24 protein-coding genes and 1 pseudogene are annotated in these 17,855 nt (G+C 43.5%); 24 read left to right on the forward strand and 1 reads right to left on the reverse strand.

Annotation, left to right across the window (positions count from 1 at the left end):
- Positions 1–41 precede the first annotated feature (41 nt).
- The 5 genes from ICN44_RS09620 (at position 42) to ICN44_RS09640 (ending at position 2,749) form a co-directional block, all read left to right on the forward strand.
- On the forward strand, positions 42–692 hold the full coding sequence (locus ICN44_RS09620; RefSeq protein ID WP_112294491.1) for a response regulator transcription factor: 651 nt from the start codon (positions 42–44) through the stop codon (positions 690–692).
- A 171-nt stretch (positions 693–863) separates the two neighbouring features.
- A complete protein-coding gene (locus tag ICN44_RS09625) occupies positions 864–1,163 on the forward strand; it encodes a flagellar protein FliT (protein ID WP_133092081.1) in 300 nt (99 codons plus the stop codon).
- 11 nt (positions 1,164–1,174) lie between these two features.
- Positions 1,175–2,080 (forward strand): flagellar hook-length control protein FliK, encoded by a 906-nt coding sequence (locus ICN44_RS09630; protein ID WP_216263783.1) that lies wholly within the window; start codon positions 1,175–1,177, stop codon positions 2,078–2,080.
- A complete protein-coding gene (locus ICN44_RS09635; protein WP_096672456.1) occupies positions 2,073–2,339 on the forward strand; it encodes an EscU/YscU/HrcU family type III secretion system export apparatus switch protein in 267 nt (88 codons plus the stop codon). The genes ICN44_RS09630 and ICN44_RS09635 overlap by 8 nt, the downstream gene beginning before the upstream one ends.
- 95 nt (positions 2,340–2,434) lie before the next feature.
- Positions 2,435–2,749 (forward strand): hypothetical protein, encoded by a 315-nt coding sequence (locus ICN44_RS09640; protein WP_096672457.1) that lies wholly within the window; start codon positions 2,435–2,437, stop codon positions 2,747–2,749.
- A 28-nt stretch (positions 2,750–2,777) separates the two neighbouring features.
- On the opposite strand, the gene fliE is transcribed toward ICN44_RS09640, so the two are convergent.
- Positions 2,778–3,158 (reverse strand): flagellar hook-basal body complex protein FliE, encoded by a 381-nt coding sequence (fliE, locus tag ICN44_RS09645; RefSeq protein WP_096672458.1) that lies wholly within the window; start codon positions 3,156–3,158, stop codon positions 2,778–2,780.
- 252 nt (positions 3,159–3,410) lie between these two features.
- Between fliE and fliF the strand changes: the two genes are divergently transcribed.
- The 19 genes and pseudogenes from fliF (at position 3,411) to ICN44_RS09740 (ending at position 17,813) form a co-directional block, all read left to right on the forward strand.
- The gene (gene fliF, locus ICN44_RS09650) at positions 3,411–5,033 is read left to right on the forward strand and encodes a flagellar basal-body MS-ring/collar protein FliF (RefSeq protein ID WP_216263784.1); all 1,623 of its coding nucleotides are present in this window, start codon (positions 3,411–3,413) and stop codon (positions 5,031–5,033) included.
- The gene (gene fliG / locus ICN44_RS09655) at positions 5,033–6,043 is read left to right on the forward strand and encodes a flagellar motor switch protein FliG (protein ID WP_215313777.1); all 1,011 of its coding nucleotides are present in this window, start codon (positions 5,033–5,035) and stop codon (positions 6,041–6,043) included. The genes fliF and fliG overlap by 1 nt, the downstream gene beginning before the upstream one ends.
- Position 6,044: 1 nt before the next feature.
- Positions 6,045–6,692 (forward strand): FliH/SctL family protein, encoded by a 648-nt coding sequence (locus ICN44_RS09660; RefSeq protein ID WP_216263785.1) that lies wholly within the window; start codon positions 6,045–6,047, stop codon positions 6,690–6,692.
- Positions 6,689–8,146: a flagellar protein export ATPase FliI gene (gene fliI / locus ICN44_RS09665; protein ID WP_215357093.1), complete on the forward strand. Its 1,458-nt coding sequence runs from the start codon at positions 6,689–6,691 to the stop codon at positions 8,144–8,146. The genes ICN44_RS09660 and fliI overlap by 4 nt, the downstream gene beginning before the upstream one ends.
- Before the next feature lie 2 nt (positions 8,147–8,148).
- A complete protein-coding gene (gene fliJ, locus ICN44_RS09670) occupies positions 8,149–8,610 on the forward strand; it encodes a flagellar export protein FliJ (RefSeq protein ID WP_216263786.1) in 462 nt (153 codons plus the stop codon).
- Positions 8,611–8,619: 9 nt separating this feature from the next.
- Positions 8,620–9,783: a flagellar hook-length control protein FliK gene (locus ICN44_RS09675; RefSeq protein WP_216263787.1), complete on the forward strand. Its 1,164-nt coding sequence runs from the start codon at positions 8,620–8,622 to the stop codon at positions 9,781–9,783.
- Between the two features lie 6 nt (positions 9,784–9,789).
- Positions 9,790–10,140, forward strand: coding sequence for a BLUF domain-containing protein (locus ICN44_RS09680; protein WP_216263788.1), 351 nt, complete (start codon positions 9,790–9,792; stop codon positions 10,138–10,140).
- 83 nt (positions 10,141–10,223) lie between these two features.
- Positions 10,224–10,643, forward strand: a complete 420-nt coding sequence (locus tag ICN44_RS09685) for a hypothetical protein (RefSeq protein ID WP_215274839.1) — start codon at positions 10,224–10,226, stop codon at positions 10,641–10,643.
- 175 nt (positions 10,644–10,818) lie between these two features.
- Positions 10,819–11,301 carry a flagellar basal body-associated protein FliL gene (gene fliL, locus ICN44_RS09690; RefSeq protein WP_216263789.1) on the forward strand — a complete coding sequence of 161 codons (483 nt, stop codon included), beginning with the start codon at positions 10,819–10,821 and terminating at the stop codon, positions 11,299–11,301.
- 13 nt (positions 11,302–11,314) lie between these two features.
- Positions 11,315–12,334 (forward strand): flagellar motor switch protein FliM, encoded by a 1,020-nt coding sequence (gene fliM, locus ICN44_RS09695; protein WP_215274836.1) that lies wholly within the window; start codon positions 11,315–11,317, stop codon positions 12,332–12,334.
- A gap of 88 nt (positions 12,335–12,422) precedes the next feature.
- Positions 12,423–12,671, forward strand: a pseudogene (gene fliN / locus ICN44_RS09700) (flagellar motor switch protein FliN); the annotation flags it as partial.
- A gap of 50 nt (positions 12,672–12,721) precedes the next feature.
- Positions 12,722–13,339, forward strand: coding sequence for a flagellar biosynthetic protein FliO (fliO, locus tag ICN44_RS09705; RefSeq protein ID WP_216263790.1), 618 nt, complete (start codon positions 12,722–12,724; stop codon positions 13,337–13,339).
- On the forward strand, positions 13,332–14,129 hold the full coding sequence (gene fliP / locus ICN44_RS09710) for a flagellar type III secretion system pore protein FliP (protein WP_216263791.1): 798 nt from the start codon (positions 13,332–13,334) through the stop codon (positions 14,127–14,129). Before fliO ends, fliP begins: the two co-directional genes overlap by 8 nt.
- 39 nt (positions 14,130–14,168) lie before the next feature.
- On the forward strand, positions 14,169–14,438 hold the full coding sequence (fliQ, locus tag ICN44_RS09715; RefSeq protein ID WP_112294507.1) for a flagellar biosynthesis protein FliQ: 270 nt from the start codon (positions 14,169–14,171) through the stop codon (positions 14,436–14,438).
- Positions 14,439–14,456: 18 nt separating this feature from the next.
- Positions 14,457–15,233: a flagellar biosynthetic protein FliR gene (gene fliR / locus ICN44_RS09720; RefSeq protein ID WP_096672473.1), complete on the forward strand. Its 777-nt coding sequence runs from the start codon at positions 14,457–14,459 to the stop codon at positions 15,231–15,233.
- 257 nt (positions 15,234–15,490) lie between these two features.
- Positions 15,491–15,811 carry a helix-turn-helix domain-containing protein gene (locus ICN44_RS09725; protein ID WP_096672474.1) on the forward strand — a complete coding sequence of 107 codons (321 nt, stop codon included), beginning with the start codon at positions 15,491–15,493 and terminating at the stop codon, positions 15,809–15,811.
- Between the two features lie 58 nt (positions 15,812–15,869).
- The gene (locus ICN44_RS09730; RefSeq protein WP_096672475.1) at positions 15,870–16,082 is read left to right on the forward strand and encodes a hypothetical protein; all 213 of its coding nucleotides are present in this window, start codon (positions 15,870–15,872) and stop codon (positions 16,080–16,082) included.
- Between the two features lie 61 nt (positions 16,083–16,143).
- Entirely contained in the window at positions 16,144–16,980 is an 837-nt protein-coding gene (locus ICN44_RS09735; protein ID WP_216263792.1) for a hypothetical protein, read from the forward strand.
- Positions 16,980–17,813: a nucleotidyl transferase AbiEii/AbiGii toxin family protein gene (locus tag ICN44_RS09740; RefSeq protein WP_216263793.1), complete on the forward strand. Its 834-nt coding sequence runs from the start codon at positions 16,980–16,982 to the stop codon at positions 17,811–17,813. Before ICN44_RS09735 ends, ICN44_RS09740 begins: the two co-directional genes overlap by 1 nt.
- Positions 17,814–17,855: the final 42 nt, after the last annotated feature.

Consider the following 17,855-nt stretch of genomic DNA (forward strand, 5'->3'; position numbering starts at 1 on the left):
ATTTCGTTAGAATGTCATAAAACTAAATTGAGACAGCTTTTATGACATTAATGAAGCATCTACGTATTGCACTTGCAGATGATCATGCGATCATCCGTGAGGGACTCATTCAGGTGCTCAATACACACCCTGGTATAGCGGTAGTGGCTGAGGCGAAGTCTGGTAAAGAGGCTATTAAGCTAGCAGATAACCCTGAGCTCGACTGTTTGGTGCTCGATATTGATTTGCAGGACCGTAATGGTATTGAGGTGATTAAATCTATTCGCCGCAATAATCAAAAGCTGCCTATTCTGGTTCTATCAATGCATCCCCCTTCGCAATATGCCGCCCGGGTTTTGTCTGCAGGGGCCTTGGGTTACATTACCAAAAGCGAGCCCACCCAGGAATTGGTCTTGGCGATACGTCGAGTTGCTACTGGCGCAAAATATATCAGCCCAATCGTTGCTGAAATTTTGGCAGAGCGTTTTGGCGATGCCCAGACTGCTGCTGATCCACATCAATGTCTATCTGATCGTGAGCATCAATTTATGATGATGGTCGCTACCGGTCTTACCGTCAATGCCATTGCCGAAAAGTTAAGTCTTTCCCCTAAAACCGTCAGTATGTACCGTACCCGTACGCTTAAAAAAATGGGTATGAAAACAAACGCAGAATTAGTGCATTACGCGATTAAAAACAATTTATTGGCTTAATTCAGGCCTTTGCAGTATAAAAGTTACTAGAAGCCTACTTAATTAATTTAGTTAAACCGCTTTTACAGGTCTTATGTTGGAATTGTTTGGGCTCAAAGTTTTGTAGTATCTCTATTGGATAAACAAGGTTTTCATACGATCAAAGCAATCGCTTTTACAAGTCAAAATTTAATGCCCAATAGCGACATGCTCTCCCTATATGAAGCTGTGACTGAAATCAGTCAGCAGATGTTACAAGCTGCTCGTCAAAAAGATTGGGATGGCTACGGTAAATTAGAGATTCTATGTCAGGGTTATATTCATCAAATTCCAGTACATGGCGAGCAAGCTCCCCTGACGCCTGAAGCCCTAGAGCGAAAAATTGCTTGCCTCAAAACGATCCTCTCAAACGATAAAGAAATTATGGATTTAATGCAGCCTTGGATGTTGCGCTTGTCAGACATCATGAGTGGTCAGTCTTTCAAGAAATAAGTAGATAGAGTATGCCCACGAATCCGATTGGTGGTATCAATCCAACGGTCGCTCCAGCGGGAATAGGGCAGTCTAGCCAGGCTACCCTGAGGGTTGGCTTGGAGTATGTTGGAAAAATTATCTCCTTTGATCCTGCTGGAATAGCGGAAGTGCAAATTGGTGACCAAGTGTTTGGTATGAAGCTGGGCAGTCATTTTGCAGTCGGAGATGTGCTGCATTTTCGCTTTCTCGGTAGCGATCCAAACCCTACCTTTCTCTTATTAAGTGCTGGCGCTAATCAATCCGCGTTTGAAAATGTCATTTTGAGCGGTACGAGTTTGTTGATCGCCCAATTGCAAGATGAAGCACAGTTACAAGGGCAGCTCTCAAAGGTTGAGAGCTTGCTGCCTCCTATGCTACAAAATCCCCAAAACTCTCAGCTTACTGCGGCTCAATTACAAAACGCTATCGTGATGAGTGGGCTCTTCTATGAATCGCATTTGGCCAACTTTGCTAAAGGCAAATGGCCCTTAAATGCTTTGATGAAGGAGCCTCAAAATCGCCCTAATTTCAATGCTTCGCAAATTGTTAATAAACAGTTAGATGCTTTGGAAAATCAAACCATCCGCTGGAATGGAAACGTCTGGCCAGGCCAACTAATGGATTGGCAGGTAGCATATGAACAGGAGCAATCTTCCTCATTGCCCCATGATGACAATACTGATCAGGCGATCGTCAGTGTGATTGAATTGGATTTACCCCAGTTGGGTAAAGTGCAGGCGCGCTTGACCCTGCGTGGTAATGCTTTAAGTGTTCAGTTGAAGGCTGAAAAGCCCCAGACTGAAAATCTCTTTAGACAAGAAATCTCAGGGCTTACAAATACCTTTAACGCTAATGGCCAAGAGCTCAAAGCAATGGAGGTCATTGCCCATGGATAAGGCCAAGATTTTGCAGCAAGCAGTAGCCTTGACATATGAGCAAGGCGAATTTGCACCAAAGGTATTAGCTAGCGGTAAGGGCCTTGTAGCTGAGCAAATTATTGCCAAGGCTAAAGAGCATCATATTTATATCCATGAATCTAAGGACCTGGTGGGCTTGCTCATGCAGGTCGATCTTGATGAGAATATTCCCCCTGCTTTATACCAAGCCGTAGCAGAAATATTAGCTTGGCTTTATCAGCTAGAAAAGCAGGCCTAGGGAATGACCTGATACAGTAATGCAGTGGATTGCTAAAATATTGGTAGCCAGGTAAGTCATTGAGTCTCAAAAACTATATTGCATGAATTGAAAATATGTCCGTTTCTATTGAAAGTACTCTTATTTTAGAAATGAGCGCTGCTTATAACGCGCATTTTATGCAAAATGCAAATGCGGGCGAAGCCCTGGTGCATATGATGGAGATGTGTAATTCTTTACACCCCAAGCTCAGATCAGTGAATCCTAAGGAGGTGTTGGCTTTATTAGCCATGGGTAAAACCTTTACCAGCAGGGCACAGTTACGAAACTTTGCAGTGGATGTGATTGTCTACCTAGTGGGCGACGTTGTGGGTTCCAAATACTCACACTCTGAGTTGATTGAAGTAACCCAGCAAAAAATTACTAGCTAATTATCACTATTGCGGTTGTGATTGAGCGCTAGACCTGCATATTCATAATGTCGTGATAAGCAGATACAAGCTTATTACGAACCTGTACAGTGGCTTGAAATGATAGGCTCGCTTTTTGTGTGGCCACCATGACATCGGAGAGGTTGACGCTGTCATCGCCTAAGGCAAAGTTTTTCCCCAGTTCTACCGCTTTAGCCTGGTGTTGGTTTACTTGATCAAGTGATGACCTCAGGGCAGTTGCAAAATCAATTGAAGGGGCAGTTTTAGGGCCATCCCCGTTGGTGATACCTTTAATGCCATCTAGACCCTGAATTGGGGCAGCAAGGTTTGCGGGGGCGGCAGAAGACGCAGCCTTTAATTGGGCCAACATTGCTTGAATACGCCCTGAATCTATAGCGCCGACACTCATGATGGAACTCCTCACTGAAACTGAACAATGGAAGTAATGTATCAGCAAAGAACGGCAGCAGTTTTGGCAATAAGAAGGAAAAAAAGGCCTTATTCCTTCAATTGAAATGAAATTTCCCTATTCATAATGACGTCTAAACATCATATTTATTTAGGGAGTATTGGAGAAATCATGCAAAAAACCGATCTTATCAGTTTCCAGAGTGTTCTTCAATCTGCCTTTTCATATCACTAATTGGCTGGGAAAATTGCTATGGAAAGCTTGTTAGCGCGCTTAAATTTGCAGGGCACTAGTAAAAAAGTGCTTCTATCAGCAGGGATTGCTGCGGTTGTTGCCGTGATGGCGGTCTTTTGGATCTGGAGTCAGGGCCCTAAATACAAGGTCGTGTTCTCCAATTTCAATGACAAGGATGGCGGGGCTATTGTTGCCGTTCTGGAACAGCAAAATATTCCTTATAAATTAGCCGATGGCGGCTCTTCCATTCTGGTACCAGCAGATTTGGTGTATCAGACCCGACTCAAATTAGCTGCTATGGGCTTGCCCAGAGGCGGTAATGTGGGTTTTGAGCTTCTTGAAAATCAAAAATTTGGGGTTTCTCAATTTGTAGAGCAGGTGAACTTTCAGCGCGCCTTAGAGGGTGAGCTAGAGCGCAGTATTCAATCGATCTCTGGAGTAGAGGGCGCTCGAGTGCATCTGGCAATACCTAAATCATCAGTATTTGTTCGTGATGCGCAAAAACCAACGGCATCGGTTTTAGTGAAATTAATGCAAGGCCGTACTCTAGATCAACATCAAGTAAGTGCAATAGCCCATTTGATTTCTAGTAGCGTGCCAAATTTAGGCCTTAGCAATGTTGATATCCTTGATCAAAATGGAAGCTTGCTATCAGATGTAAACAAGGGTGGCTCTAAAACTTTGGATACAAATCAACTCAAATATGTTGAAGATTTGCAAAAAAATATTGTGTCGCGAGTTCAGGCAATCATTACTCCAATCGTAGGCGAGAAGAATGTGCGCGCCGAGGCTAATGTCGAAATCGATTTTTCAAATACTGAAGAGGCTAATGAAATTTACAAGCCAAATCAAAAACCTGAAGTTGCTGTTATTCGTAGCTTGCAAACTAATGAGTCTATTGTGCCTTCAGGCTCAAACAATGGCGGCGTACCAGGTGCATTGAGTAATCAACCCCCTGCAAATGCAACTGCACCTTTAAATACAACTAACAATGCTGCTCCAGGCGGGGCTGCCGCTGGTGCAGGTGCTGCTGGTGCAGCTGGCGCTGCTCAAAATCCGATGAGCACGCAAAGAAATTCGATTACGAATTATGAAATTGATAAAACAATTTTGTTTACCCAAAAATCGATGGGTGGAGTGAAGCGTCTTTCCGTAGCAATCGTAGTCAACAATAAAGCTGACGTTGATGCTGAAGGTAAACCAACGACACGTCCTTTAAACGATGCTGAAAAACAGCAAATTATGGATTTAGCTAAACAAGCTATGGGTTTTAATGAAGCTAGGGGTGATAGCGTAAGCGTGGTGAATACACCGTTTACCCCAGTTAAAGAAGCTGATGTATCTGAATTACCAATCTGGAAAGACCCGGTTAATATTGAAATGGCTAAGAATATTGGTCAAATTGTTCTAGGCTTGATCGTGCTATTTGTGATGTATCGTAAGGCAATCAAACCGATGTTGGCCAATTTACTGGCGCCAGATGACGCCCCCGTTGAATTTGACGATAATCTTGACGAAAATGGCAGACCTATACCAAAATTAACTCCGTATCAAAAAGACCTCAAGGCTGTGCAGGCTTTGGCTAAGGAAAATCCAAAAGTAGTAGCTGACGTGGTTGCGGGTTGGGTAGGAAATAGCTAATGGCAACAAATCCAAACGAGAGCAGTGTTCTTAAAGCCGCTATTTTGATGTTGGCCCTCGGCGAAGAGGGCGCATCTCAAGTGATGAAACACGTCTCGCCACGAGACGTGCAAAAGCTGAGTGCTGTCATGACAACTCTGCGCAGGGTTGAGCAGGCTACAGTAGCTGACACTTTACGTGATTTCTTTAGTTATGCTGGTGAAGGTGCATCTCTTAATATTGATACCGATTCATTTACTCGGAATGTTCTAACCCAGGCCTTAGGCCAAGAAACTGCTTCCGGCTTATTTGAGCGTATCTTAGAGAATAAAGATTCTGAAGGTATTGATAACTTGAAGTGGATGGATGCCACAGCTGTCGCCGATCTAATTCGTTATGAGCATCCACAAATTATTGCCACAATTTTGGTGCATCTTGAGCCAGAACAGGCCTCACAAATTTTGACCTTATTCAATGAAGACTTGCGCAAAGACACGATGTTGCGGGTAGCTACCCTAGAGGAAGTAAAGCCTCAAGCGCTCAAAGAATTAAATGTGGTACTTGCCCGATTATTGAGTGGGGCGCAGACTTCCACCAAAAAACAAATTGGTGGTATTCGTGCTGCTGCAGACATCATGAACTATATAGGCCAAGCTCCACAACAAGTTTTAATGGATCGCATTAAAGAATACGACATTGAAATTGCAGAAAAGATTACCGATGAAATGTTCACATTTGACGACATTATCAATATTGATGACCGCGGAATCCAGACCATCTTGCGCGATGTTCAATCAGATGCATTGGTAACAGCCCTCAAAGGGGCAAGTGCTGAATTGCGTGAAAAAATCTTCAAGAATATGTCTTCTCGTGCAGCCGATATGATGCGCGATGACTTAGAAAACAAAGGCCCTGTAAAACTCTCCGAAGTTGAAGCGCAACAAAAAGAAATCCTAATCGTGGTCAGGGGCTTAATTGAGGATGGCTCGGTGATGTTGCCGGGTGCCGGAGGTGGTGAGGATTACCTCTAATATGGAAACATCTCGTGCTTGGCCTAAAGCAATAGGCGAATCTTTTTTTACTGATCTCATTCCGACTAAGCCCGCAGTGAGGCCTGAGCCTAGTGCTTCACAGTCTATTAGCTTCTCTCCTGAGAAAATTAAGGAGATCTTAGATAAAGCCTATTTGGATGGCTATGACCGTGGCATGAAAAGCGGTCACGAAGCCGGCATGAATATGGCAAATGAAAAATTGGCAGTGGAACAAGCCGATTTGAAAAATCTCATGAATGGCTTTTCCAATACTGCTAAGGAAAAAAGTAAGGTCTTGTGTGAAGACGTATTAGCGCTATCTCTCGACATCGCCAAAGCAATGCTTAAAGAGCATCTCAAGGTTAATCAAGAGGCAATTCTCCCTATTTTGCGACAAGCCACCAATAGCCTTATTGACAGTGAAGGGCCGCTGCATCTCAAGTTAAATCCTGAAGATGTCCAAATTGTGCGGAAATATCTCCAGGCCGAATTAAATCATTGGCAGATAGAGGAAGATATTTGCATTGAACGTGGCTCTTGCATTATCGAAACGTCTGGTAATACTGTAGACGCTACACATGAGAACCGCTGGCGTCTGATTTGTGATTCTTTGGGTCAAAATCATGATTGGCTGGCAGAAAAATCATGACTGTTGCCAACCAATTAGATTCGTTCGGTATTGATCAATCCCACCTGAATCTAGATGGGCTTCTCGATAACTACTTACGCCATTGCTCTAGTGCAGTTTCCACTGTAAATAATGTTGAAGTTGCTGGACGTGTTACAAAGGTAACGGGTTTAGTAATTGAAGCCGGTGGAATATATTTACCCATTGGGAGTGTGTGTGTGATTCCAATGGGTGACGGACAGCAGGTTGAGGCTGAGGTAGTTGGCTTTGATCATGGGCGCCTATTTTTGATGCCCCAAAGTAGCATTGAAGGGATTGCTCCTTCTGCTAAAGTTATTTTGAAGTCAATGCCTATTCGCACTTCACAATTTCATAAGCCGTTTGATCACAATGATGATTCCCCACAGAATGAAAGTCGGGTTACTCGTTTACCCGTTGGCGATCATCTGCTGGGGCGTGTACTCGATGCTGCTGGAGTGCCCTTGGATGATTTAGGTCCTCTGCAAGCAGATCATTTTGCTCCCTTACAATCTGAACCAATTAATCCTTTAAAGCGTGCACCCATTGATACGATTTTGGATGTTGGTGTGAAGGCTATTAACAGTCTGCTCACAGTAGGGCGTGGTCAAAGGATGGGTCTATTTGCTGGCTCTGGTGTGGGTAAAAGTGTCCTGCTTGGAATGATGGCTCGCTATACCGATGCTGATGTCATCGTGGTCGGTTTGATTGGTGAGCGTGGTCGCGAGGTCAAGGAATTTATTGAACACATTTTGGGAGAGGTTGGTCTAGCGCGTTCAGTAGTGGTTGCAGCCCCTGCAGATGCATCGCCTTTGATGCGTTTACAAGGCGCTAATTATTCAGCTACGATTGCGGAACACTTCCGCAGTCAAGGTAAGCATGTCTTACTTATTATGGATTCGTTAACCCGTTTTGCTATGGCCCAGCGTGAAATTGCTTTAGCGCTAGGTGAGCCACCCGCAACCAAGGGTTATCCGCCTTCAGTGTTTGCAAAACTACCCAAGTTGGTAGAGCGCGCAGGTAACAGTGATGTCGGCGGTGGATCGATTACTGCCTTTTATACTGTTTTAACCGAGGGCGATGATCAGCAAGATCCGATTGCTGATTCAGCGCGAGCCATTTTGGATGGTCATATTGTGCTGGATAGAACTCTAGCGGAAGCAGGCCACTATCCAGCGATTGATATTGAGCAGTCGATTAGCCGGGTGATGCATAGTATTGTGGATACTCAGCACCAGCAATCGGCGCGTAAGCTCAAACAGCTCAGCTCTAAATACAGTCGCAACCAAGATCTGATTAATGTAGGTGCTTATGTTCCTGGAGCAGATGCTGTTTTGGATGAGGCGATTCAGAAACGTATAAGTATTGAAAGCTTCTTGCAACAAGATTTTGCAACACAGTGCAACACCCAAGAAAGTATCGAGCAGCTTAATCAGATTATTACGCAGCAAGGTTAATCATGGCGAATATCCTCAATGGCATGAATACCCTCTTAGAACTTGCTAAACGTAATCTAGATAATGCTGCCGAAAGATTGGCTAAAGCAAATCGGGATGCTGCACAGGCACTTGATCAAGAAAAGCATTTGCAAAACTATCGTGGCGAATATATTGATCAGCGAAATGCGTTATCGCTGGAGGGTGTTACTGCTACCGATTTGCAAAATTACATGCTGTTTTTGAAGAATTTAGACCAAGCGATTGTTAGTCAGGGTAGTGCCATTCATCAATATGATGAAATCGTTAAGCATCACTTAGCCTATTGGCAAAAATGTCAGGCTAAAAAAAGATCATACGAAGTTATTATTGAAAGAAATCAATTACAAATGCAAAAGCTGGCAGCTAGACGCGAGCAAAAGCAAATGGATGAGTTCAGCAGTAATCAACGCCGCTTTTTATCTGCCAATAATTCTAGCGCTTAAAACACTGCTATGAATATCGATCTCAAAGCTCAAGCGCAATCTTTACTCAACACCAGTGTTGGGCAGGAGCCTGGAATGCAGTCTAACTCCAATGCTGCCAACGCTTCAGCTTTACCCATTTTTAGTCAGTTACTTTCTTCCCAAGTAAAGGTATTTCAAGAGCTAGACGCTAAAAATACAGTGAACACTGCACAGCTTCTATCGCCTAATATTGTCCAGGCCAGTAAATTACAGGCGAAAGATAACTCTCATCAAGAAGAGGTAAGGGCTGCGGTTGCAAGGCAGGCAGATGCCTTTGTGAATATCTCTAAATCAGGCGAAGTTAATTCATTTCAAGCACCAGCAACCCAAAGCACAAATATGAAGCAGGCTCATACAGAGTTTGCTTTTGCCAAACTGGCGGAAATGCAAGCGCAAGCCAAAAATATGCGCGTTATTTCAAGAGGGCCGGGGTTCACTTCTGATGTTGAGATTCTACAAACGCAAGCTAAACTTCTAGGCCCTTCCCAAGCATTATCCAAGAACGCGACATTGGAGATGCCAGGTAAAGATCCGCTAGTGCCCAAGAAGAACGCAAATCTTGAAAGCGATGCGATTACCGCTATCGGAATTTCTGCATCAGAAAATCAGGGTCAAGGTGGTCAAGCTAGCAGTGGTGGCGAATCAGAGTTTGGTAATGCACCAATTCAGGCCAATACGATGCATGGCCAAGTCCATGCCCAGTTTGGTTCCTTACAGTGGAGTGAAGAGATCTCCCAGAGAATGATTTTGATGGTTGGTGCTAATATGCATTTAGCCGTTTTAAATCTCAATCCTGACAATCTTGGACTTCTAAAAATTGTGATTACCGTTAAAGATCAACAAGTCAATGCGACTTTTGTGTCGAACAATGCGGATGTGCGTCAAGCTTTGCAAGATGGTATGGAGCAATTGCGGGGCTCAATGAGCCGGGCCGATCTCATTTTGGAGCAGGCGAATGTCTGCACTGGTACTAGCTATGAAGAAAGTCAGGCTAGCGTTCTCGCTGCCCAAAATCAGTCTGGCTCAAGTCTTTCATCTGAGCATCACAGTGCGCTTAGCCAGCTGCTCAATGAGCAAGCGGCGAAGGGCGGGAAAGTTCAGGATCCAAGTCTGCCGATGCAGTACGATGGCATTGTTAGTGTATTCGTGTAATTCTTTATGGCCACTTATCAACTCATCTACGTCAGTTCTGCAACAGAGACTTTTACTCGAGAAAAGTTTCTGGATATGGCTTTTCTGATGAGTAGTGAAAATACCAAGGTCGGTATAACCGGCATGTTGGTATTTAAAGACGGGAATTTCATGGAGGTTCTGGAAGGGGAAGAATCTGCTATCAAAGCGCTGTTTAGCAAAATAGAGCAAGATTCCCGTCATACCCTAGTAAGCGTGATTCAGGAGGGTGAGATTAGCTCCCGCGAATATCCCAGCTGGGCAATGACCTTTTATAACCCTAAAACTGAGGAATACGAGCATGTTGGCTCGCCAATTCAGTGGCAGGATAAGCTGTGAAACCGGTTCAAAATCCAGAACTAAGGGCGAAAAATCCCTTTATTCTTCGAATTGAATCTCTGCACCCCCTATAAAATCGAACGATGACTGATTTAGGCTTACCTACCTCTTTTGGCAATTCTCTGAACCCCGGCTTTCTGGCTAAAGGGGTTTCTGCTGAATTCCATGGCCCTAAAGGGGGGCAAGCATCCGCTGTAGAGGGTTCTTCATCTAGCTTTGTTGATAGTTTAGGTAGTGTTTTGGGTAAAACACTATCTGGCGGTCTTGCGCTTGCATCACTGGGGAGTTCAATTGCTTTGCCTGGTGCTTCTCTGGGCCTTTCTAAGCTGGGCGATGCCGCTGCAAGCACGCTTTTACATGGCTTACTCAGCAGCAGCAAACCCAGTGCTGACCAGAGTTCATTAGCTGGCATGACTGCCGCTGCAGGTCAAATGTTGCCACGCCACCCTTATCAAGCTCAGCCCGCTGCCTTGCCAGGCGCCAGTTTTATTACTTCGGCATAAGCTTTTCAGAATAATCCCTTCCTTCGGATTGGGATTTCTAAAGTAAACCCCTCCGAATCAACCCTAAAAGCACTATCTAAATGCCTTTATAAGGGGTGTTTCTACCTCTTTTCTGAGTATCTAGTGTCATGATTTCCCCCGATAATGAGGAATGATTTTCACAATGGAGCGGTAAATGGCAGAGAACGAACAGGCAGTTAAGCCTAAATCCAAAAAGATGTTATTCATCATCCTAGGCGTTGTGCTCGCCTTGGCTATTGGTGGTGGAGCAGCCTACTATTTCTTGGTCATGAAAGCCGACTCTCATGCAGCCGAGTCCAAACCAAAGACTCCAGATCTCCAAATTTTTGTTCCTTTGGAAGCATTTACCGTGAATTTGCGACCAGAGAGCACTGAACCCCAACAGTACTTGCAAACGACTTTAAATCTTCAAGTTCCTTCTGAAGAGATGAGCGCCAATTTAAAAGCGCATATGCCAGAGTTGAGAAGTCGTATTTTGTTTATTCTCACCAATAAAAAAGCCTCTGAAATCACCTCAGTTGAAGGAAAAAATACCTTGATCACTGAAATTACTGAGGAACTTCAAAAACCTTTTAGCGGTAGTCAGTCAGAACAAAAAATTACTGGCGTCTATTTAACTTCTTTCATTATTCAGTAAGCACGAGCCCATCATGGCAGATGAAAACCTCACCGCAGGTGAACTTGACGAGCTGTTAAAAGACGTTGAGTTAACTGAAGAGCAAAAAAATGCCCAAATTCAGGAGCAAAACCTGCAGGGCGCACAAGCTAAGACGTTTAATTTAGGCACCCAAGAGCGCCTGGTTCGTGGCCGTATGCCCACGATCGAAACAGTACATGAGCGTTTTATCCGTTTGCTACGAATTACGGCCTCCAATTTATTTGGCCAGCTTATTGAGGTAAAAACAAGCGCAACTACAACCTGTAAGTATGGCGAGTTGCTGGCTAAGCATAGCCAACCTAGTAATATTAATTTGATCAAACTGAAACCACTGCGCGGTACAGGTTTATTGATTATGGATCCCAATTTGGTGTTGTACACCGTTGATAACCTTTTTGGTGGTGGCGCCCGTTTTCCAGTCTCCATCGAAGGTCGTGAATTTACGGCTACTGAGATGCGGATTGTAGGTACGCTATTACAAACCTTCTTTGGTTCCTATAAAGAAGCATGGGCCCCAGCGTACCCTATAGAATGCGAACACGTTAGCTCAGAAATGAATTTGTCATTCGTCAACATTGCGATGGCTAGCGAGTTAATGTCAACCACCACTTTCACACTCGTCATTGGCGAAGCGAATTACGAGATTGAGCTGTGTGTCCCTTACATGATGCTCGAACCCATCATGGATATTCTGACATCTCAGACTCAGGGCATGGTGTCTGAGCATGATCATATCTGGGAACTGAGTTTGCTAGAGCAGGTACAAGCAGTTGAAGTAGAGGTAGTTGCTAATTTGGGCAATAAAACCATGTTGATGGAAGAAATCATTGCCTTAAAGAATGGCGACGTTATCCCCCTATCTTATTTAGCAGAAATTCCTGTGACCGTAGATAACGTACCTGTATTGTCTTGTCGCTACGGCATTTACAACAATCAATACGCATTACGAGTTGAAAAACTCTTAAAACCCGACGCATCTGAATATATTAAAGGAGCCAATGATGGCAAATGAAATTGAATCCGGCAATCAAGAGGGTGCCGAAGTATTTAATGAGCTGGAAGGGAATGATAAGTCCCAGCCACAGGAAAAGGATTTGGAATTTATTAAAGATATTCCGGTCCAGTTGTCTGTGGAAATCGGCCGTACCAAAATTCCAATTAAGACACTTCTGCAGCTAACTCAGGGCTCTATCGTTGAGTTAGATGCCGCATCAGGTGATTTGATGGATATTTTGGTTAATGGCACGATGATTGCTAAAGGCGAAGTGGTGGTGATTAATGAAAAGTTTGGTATTCGCCTGACTGAAATCATTACGCCAATTGAGCGCATTCGTAAATTAAATAAATAAATCAATAAATAATTAATTTAAATAAGCTCAATAAGCCAAAAAAGCACAAGATGACCATCCTGAAAATACGTAACTGGGCAATTCTCTCAAGCCTCTTCTTCGCTGAAGTAGCAATGGCTCAGGTCACCCGCGTTCCAGAGTCGGATGGTGGTCCTTTTAGAGTAATCTTGGGTTTGCTATTGGTACTAGGCTTGATTGCGGGTTTGGCTTGGGCAATGAAAAAACTCAATCATGCCAAGATTGGTAATCAATCCGTTGCCAAAATTGTTGGCGGCGTGAGTGTGGGGCCGCGTGAGCGAGTGGTAGTCGTTGAAATTGGTGGCAATTGGGTGGTTGTCGGTGTGGCCTCAGGTCAAGTCAATAGCTTGGCTAATTTCAAGGTATCGGATCTTGATTTTAGTGATGGCTATGAAGAGACGCCATTTTATGAAGATGAGCCCGCACCAAGTTCATCACAAAATAATCGCGCACAACGCCAGGCAGAACCCCGTTTTCAATTCCGATCTGAGTTTGATGAGGAACAGTCAACATCTTCATCTCAATTTCAAGAAGAGCCGCGCAATATACAAAGCAGCTTTAAACCACAAACTAATGCTGCCAAATTTCATAAAGAAAATGTGAAACGGTTTTTACGAAAAATCTTAAAAGTGGGTGATGGCAATGAATGATTTAACAGAATTCAAACCCATTTCTCTTAACGCAAAGACAATTTTTTGGGCGCTATGCCTAGGTTTTGCCTTGGCTTGTATTTTTTACACCATTCCAAGTTATGCGGCGAATAATTCATCTCTAAATGTTTTATCTAGCTCCGCTGGGCCTGGCGGCAGCCAAAACTACAGCTTGAGTCTGCAGACTCTGATTCTGCTCACTTCCTTATCTTTTTTACCAACCGTCTTATTAATGATGACCAGTTTTACGCGCATCATTATCGTGCTCTCACTCTTGCGTCAGGCTATTGGTGCACAAGCAACCCCACCTAACCAAATCCTATTGGGCTTAGCTTTATTTTTAACCTTTTTTGTTATGGGGCCAGTATTTGATCGAGTCTACAACGAGGCATATCAACCCCTCAATGACAACAAAATCACCATGCAGCAGGCTCTAGAAAAAGGTTCCGTACCGATTCGAGAGTTCATGCTCAAGCAAACCCGTGAAACCGATTTGGCTTTGTTCTTAAATATGTCTGGCAAGAAGGTCGCTTCACCGGATGATATTCCGATGAGTGTTTTGGTGCCTAGCTTTATGACCAGCGAGCTCAAAACAGGCTTTCAGATTGGCTTTAGTATTTTCATTCCCTTCTTAATTATTGATATGGTGGTCGCTAGTGTGCTGATGGCCATGGGCATGATGATGGTCTCGCCAGCAATTATTTCGTTACCGTTCAAGCTGATGTTGTTTGTATTGGTAGATGGATGGCAGCTCTTGCTAGGCTCCTTAGCAGCCAGTTTTGCGCAGTAAACAATAGAAATATAGAAAAATAAGACTAGGATAAAAGTCATGACGCCAGAATCAGTAATGAATATCGGACGCCTTGCAATGGAGACAACCCTCATGGTTGGTGCGCCTTTGCTCTTGGTGTCTCTGGTAGTGGGTTTGATCATTTCGGTGTTTCAGGCGGCAACGCAAATTAATGAAGCAACTTTGTCCTTCATTCCAAAGCTATTAGGCATCTTGCTCACGTTACTCATCGCTGGGCCTTGGATGATCTCTGTATTAGTAACCTATATGCGCGGTATGTTCAGTAACTTTTCGCTCTTGATGGGCTAATACAATAAATCCTCACCCATGCTGACGCTCAATAGCGAACTCATTCAAGCTTGGGTTGTCACCATCTTAATACCGCTTACGCGTATTTTAGGTTTTGTAGCCGTCGCCCCCTTTTTTGGTAATCAAGCGATCTCACTGCAGATTAAAGTAGCGATGGGTATTTTGCTTGCGATGGTGATTGCACCAGCAGCACCAGCAATGCCGAATATTGATTTACTCTCCTTGAGCGGTGCGTTGATTGTTGCCGAGCAATTGATTGTGGGTCTGGCAATTGGTTTTATGGCGCAGCTTATCTTTAGTGCGATTGAGTTTGCGGGTCAGGTGAGTGGTATGACCATGGGCTTTGGATTTGCTACCAATTACGACCCTCAGTCAGGCGGTACAACGGTAGTGATCAGCCAACTGATGGGTATCTTGGCGCTCTTAGTATTCCTAAGTATGAATGGTCACTTGATCATGATTTCTGCATTACTACAGAGCTTCTATGACTTTCCTGTCACTACGCAAGCCCATATGATAGATGGCATGATGATTGCTCTGTGGGGCGCTAAACTGTTTAGCATCGCTTTGCAACTCTCACTACCCATTGTGGCGACTTTACTCATTACCAACCTTGCCTTAGGTATTTTGACAAGATCCTCTCCACAACTCAATATTTTTGGTATCGGCTTTCCATTAACCCTATTGGTTGGATTCTTGGTAATCATGCTGATGCTACCCACCCTAGCAGCCCCTTATCAAATCGTGATCGAGCAGGGGATTGAGGCTAGTAAAAATATGTTGAAGTTGAGGTAAGAATTGGCTTAGTTATTTTTAGGCAAATTAAAGGTGGTTGCAATATTACAAATCCCGGACGCTTATAGGGATTAAGGTTTAAAAGATAGTTTACTTTATACCTATATAGGTATAATATGGACATGTCGAATTACTTAAAATCGTTGTATTGTTTTCAAAAGAAATCGACTAGCGGTATTGCTACTCTAAAACCGGATATGGATTTAATTCATGAGCGTCTAAAAGTTGCTCAAGAACATGCTAAAAGGAAATAGAGTATGACCAAAGTTGAAAACAGCAGCGGCAATGTCTATGCTGACCTGGGTGATAGCCAGGTAGAAGAAATGTTGGTTAAAGCTCGCCTAGCTTATAAGATTGGGGAAATTATCAAGCAGCGCCGTCTGACTCAAGTTGAGGCTGCTGAGCTTTTGGGGCTGACCCAACCGAAACTCTCCGGCTTACTTCGCGGTCAATTTAGAGGTATTAGCGAAACCAAAATGCTCGAATGTCTTAATCGTTTAGGTAGAGATGTGCAAATTGTGATCCGCAGAGGATCACGTTCGCAAGTTGATGGCCACACTAGCGTGGTATTTGCCTGAGCTCATCTTGGGCCTTAGTAGTTCAGGTTAGCGATCTAAAAGAAAAAAGAAAATAACAATGCCATTAACGAAGTTATTTCAAGATACAGTAACAGCTCGGGTTGAGCGTGATCCTGCTTTTAGAGAGGCTCTATTCCAAGAGACAATGTCTGCCTTTATTGAAGGTGATACCGTTCTTGGAAAAAGCTTACTTGGAGATCTAGTGAATTCGATTAATAAGTTAAATGGTCGTTTTAGGTGCCATCTCAGTACGCCCCATGCTCAAAAGTAGTGCTAACTAGATCAAATAATGTTATATTTAATGTGCTAATTATATCTTTATGGTATATAAAATGAACATAAATTATAATAAATCATCTAAAACCCTAGGTTCTCGTATGGCAGGATTAATTACGCACCTATATGAAAAAGGACTCATGACGTTTAGGGTAGCTGACGCCGTTAAATATACGGGACTATCGCCAGTTGCGGTAAGTAACTTATTGCACAAAGCGCAGCAACGCGGGCTCGTTACGCGACTAAAGCCCGGTCTATTCAACTTGGTGCCTTTTGAGTTGGGGGATGTGTCGGAGCATATCGATAGTCCTTATATTATCGCGAGAGAGATTGTAGGGATGGCGCCTTATTTTTTATCGTATGGAACTGCATTCGAGTTGCATCGGATGGTCACACAGCCAATATTCACTACATATGTTTCATCAACTAAGCGTTTACGTCCTCAGACTGTTGGAGGATATGACTTCAAGTTTGTAAATATAAGGGATGAACAGGTCTTTGGGATAGAGAAATACTGGGTAGATAAAGAGCGCTTTGTATTCATCAGTGATTTAGAAAGAACGCTGATTGATGGCTTAAAGCACCCAGAGTATGTTGGAGGAATTACTGAGGTGGCTAGGGGTTTATGGATGCAAAAAGAGGCGATTAATGTTAGAACTCTCATTGCATATGCTAAAGAACTCGGCGTAGGTGCGGTAATCCGGCGCCTCGGATATCTATTGGAGGGATATGGGTTGGCAGATGAAAATATGTTGCAAGAATTACAAAAGCACTTAAGTGCAACCTATCAGCTCCTAGATCCACAATTGCCTCCTGAAGGACCCTTTCTTTCTAGGTGGAAATTACAAATTAATGTGAGTCAAGAAGAGCTTGAAACTGTGAGGTTTGGATAATGATTCCGCAAAGAAATATTTCCCTGATCTCCAATCAATTATTAAGAGAGGGGGGTAAACGTGTTCCCGAGTCCGTGATTGAGCGTGACTATGTATTGGCTTGGTTTTTGACTGGACTTGCCAATCACCCTTTGGGTAAGGTATTGATCTTTAAGGGTGGAACAGCGCTTCGACGTTGCTGGATTGACCACTATCGCTTTTCAGAAGACCTGGATTTCACTTTAACGAAACCTATTGAGTTTTCAGAAATATTAGTTGGCTTAAATGAGATATTTCATAACGTATATAGAGAGTGTGGATTAAAGATAGAGTTCGATAGAGAAGATCAGGCAAGCCACCAAAATAGCTATACTTTTTACCTCAAATATCAAGGGCCGTTGCCAGCATCAAATGATGTCAAGGTAGACATCACGATTAATGAGGTATTTTGTTTCACCACAGAAAGTAAGCCTATTTTCCAAACCTATGATGCATTCGAAGATCTACCACGAGGATCAATGCTAAATGTATATGCCATTGAAGAAATTGTGATTGAAAAGGTCGCGGCTCTAAGTGATCGGGCTAGAAATGAACCTAGAGATCTTTATGACCTTTGGCATTTATTTGGAGAGTATTCAATTGTGCTTCAAGAGTTGCGCCCCGAACTAGAGCGCAAGTTGGCGCATCGTAATAGATTTGTAAATGGCCTTGAGCAAGCAATTGCTGTTAAAAGCGAGCGACTAAAGCGTAACTGGACAGGTCGCCTAGCGCATCAGATGAGTGCTCTTCCAGAATTTGATGGTGTTTTCAGGGACGTTATGAAGGAAATTAGAGCGGCTGATTTACCGGAATGATTACACCCTCTCTAAAACAGCCGGATTAGCAATCGCCCAATA

Source organism: Polynucleobacter sp. JS-Fieb-80-E5, from assembly GCF_018882015.1.
In the GTDB taxonomy this organism is placed as follows: Bacteria; Pseudomonadota; Gammaproteobacteria; order Burkholderiales; family Burkholderiaceae; genus Polynucleobacter.

What these genes read in the sequence shown, in the direction of transcription:
- ICN44_RS09620 (WP_112294491.1), top strand. Translation starts at nt 42, where the DNA reads ATGACATTAATGAAGCATCTACGTATTGCACTTGCAGATGATCATGCG.
- ICN44_RS09625 (WP_133092081.1), top strand. Translation starts at nt 864, where the DNA reads ATGCCCAATAGCGACATGCTCTCCCTATATGAAGCTGTGACTGAAATC.
- ICN44_RS09630 (WP_216263783.1), top strand. Translation starts at nt 1,175, where the DNA reads ATGCCCACGAATCCGATTGGTGGTATCAATCCAACGGTCGCTCCAGCG.
- ICN44_RS09635 (WP_096672456.1), top strand. Translation starts at nt 2,073, where the DNA reads ATGGATAAGGCCAAGATTTTGCAGCAAGCAGTAGCCTTGACATATGAG.
- ICN44_RS09640 (WP_096672457.1), top strand. Translation starts at nt 2,435, where the DNA reads ATGTCCGTTTCTATTGAAAGTACTCTTATTTTAGAAATGAGCGCTGCT.
- fliE (WP_096672458.1), bottom strand. Translation starts at nt 3,158, where the DNA reads ATGAGTGTCGGCGCTATAGATTCAGGGCGTATTCAAGCAATGTTGGCC.
- fliF (WP_216263784.1), top strand. Translation starts at nt 3,411, where the DNA reads ATGGAAAGCTTGTTAGCGCGCTTAAATTTGCAGGGCACTAGTAAAAAA.
- fliG (WP_215313777.1), top strand. Translation starts at nt 5,033, where the DNA reads ATGGCAACAAATCCAAACGAGAGCAGTGTTCTTAAAGCCGCTATTTTG.
- ICN44_RS09660 (WP_216263785.1), top strand. Translation starts at nt 6,045, where the DNA reads ATGGAAACATCTCGTGCTTGGCCTAAAGCAATAGGCGAATCTTTTTTT.
- fliI (WP_215357093.1), top strand. Translation starts at nt 6,689, where the DNA reads ATGACTGTTGCCAACCAATTAGATTCGTTCGGTATTGATCAATCCCAC.
- fliJ (WP_216263786.1), top strand. Translation starts at nt 8,149, where the DNA reads ATGGCGAATATCCTCAATGGCATGAATACCCTCTTAGAACTTGCTAAA.
- ICN44_RS09675 (WP_216263787.1), top strand. Translation starts at nt 8,620, where the DNA reads ATGAATATCGATCTCAAAGCTCAAGCGCAATCTTTACTCAACACCAGT.
- ICN44_RS09680 (WP_216263788.1), top strand. Translation starts at nt 9,790, where the DNA reads ATGGCCACTTATCAACTCATCTACGTCAGTTCTGCAACAGAGACTTTT.
- ICN44_RS09685 (WP_215274839.1), top strand. Translation starts at nt 10,224, where the DNA reads ATGACTGATTTAGGCTTACCTACCTCTTTTGGCAATTCTCTGAACCCC.
- fliL (WP_216263789.1), top strand. Translation starts at nt 10,819, where the DNA reads ATGGCAGAGAACGAACAGGCAGTTAAGCCTAAATCCAAAAAGATGTTA.
- fliM (WP_215274836.1), top strand. Translation starts at nt 11,315, where the DNA reads ATGGCAGATGAAAACCTCACCGCAGGTGAACTTGACGAGCTGTTAAAA.
- fliO (WP_216263790.1), top strand. Translation starts at nt 12,722, where the DNA reads ATGACCATCCTGAAAATACGTAACTGGGCAATTCTCTCAAGCCTCTTC.
- fliP (WP_216263791.1), top strand. Translation starts at nt 13,332, where the DNA reads ATGAATGATTTAACAGAATTCAAACCCATTTCTCTTAACGCAAAGACA.
- fliQ (WP_112294507.1), top strand. Translation starts at nt 14,169, where the DNA reads ATGACGCCAGAATCAGTAATGAATATCGGACGCCTTGCAATGGAGACA.
- fliR (WP_096672473.1), top strand. Translation starts at nt 14,457, where the DNA reads ATGCTGACGCTCAATAGCGAACTCATTCAAGCTTGGGTTGTCACCATC.
- ICN44_RS09725 (WP_096672474.1), top strand. Translation starts at nt 15,491, where the DNA reads ATGACCAAAGTTGAAAACAGCAGCGGCAATGTCTATGCTGACCTGGGT.
- ICN44_RS09730 (WP_096672475.1), top strand. Translation starts at nt 15,870, where the DNA reads ATGCCATTAACGAAGTTATTTCAAGATACAGTAACAGCTCGGGTTGAG.
- ICN44_RS09735 (WP_216263792.1), top strand. Translation starts at nt 16,144, where the DNA reads ATGAACATAAATTATAATAAATCATCTAAAACCCTAGGTTCTCGTATG.
- ICN44_RS09740 (WP_216263793.1), top strand. Translation starts at nt 16,980, where the DNA reads ATGATTCCGCAAAGAAATATTTCCCTGATCTCCAATCAATTATTAAGA.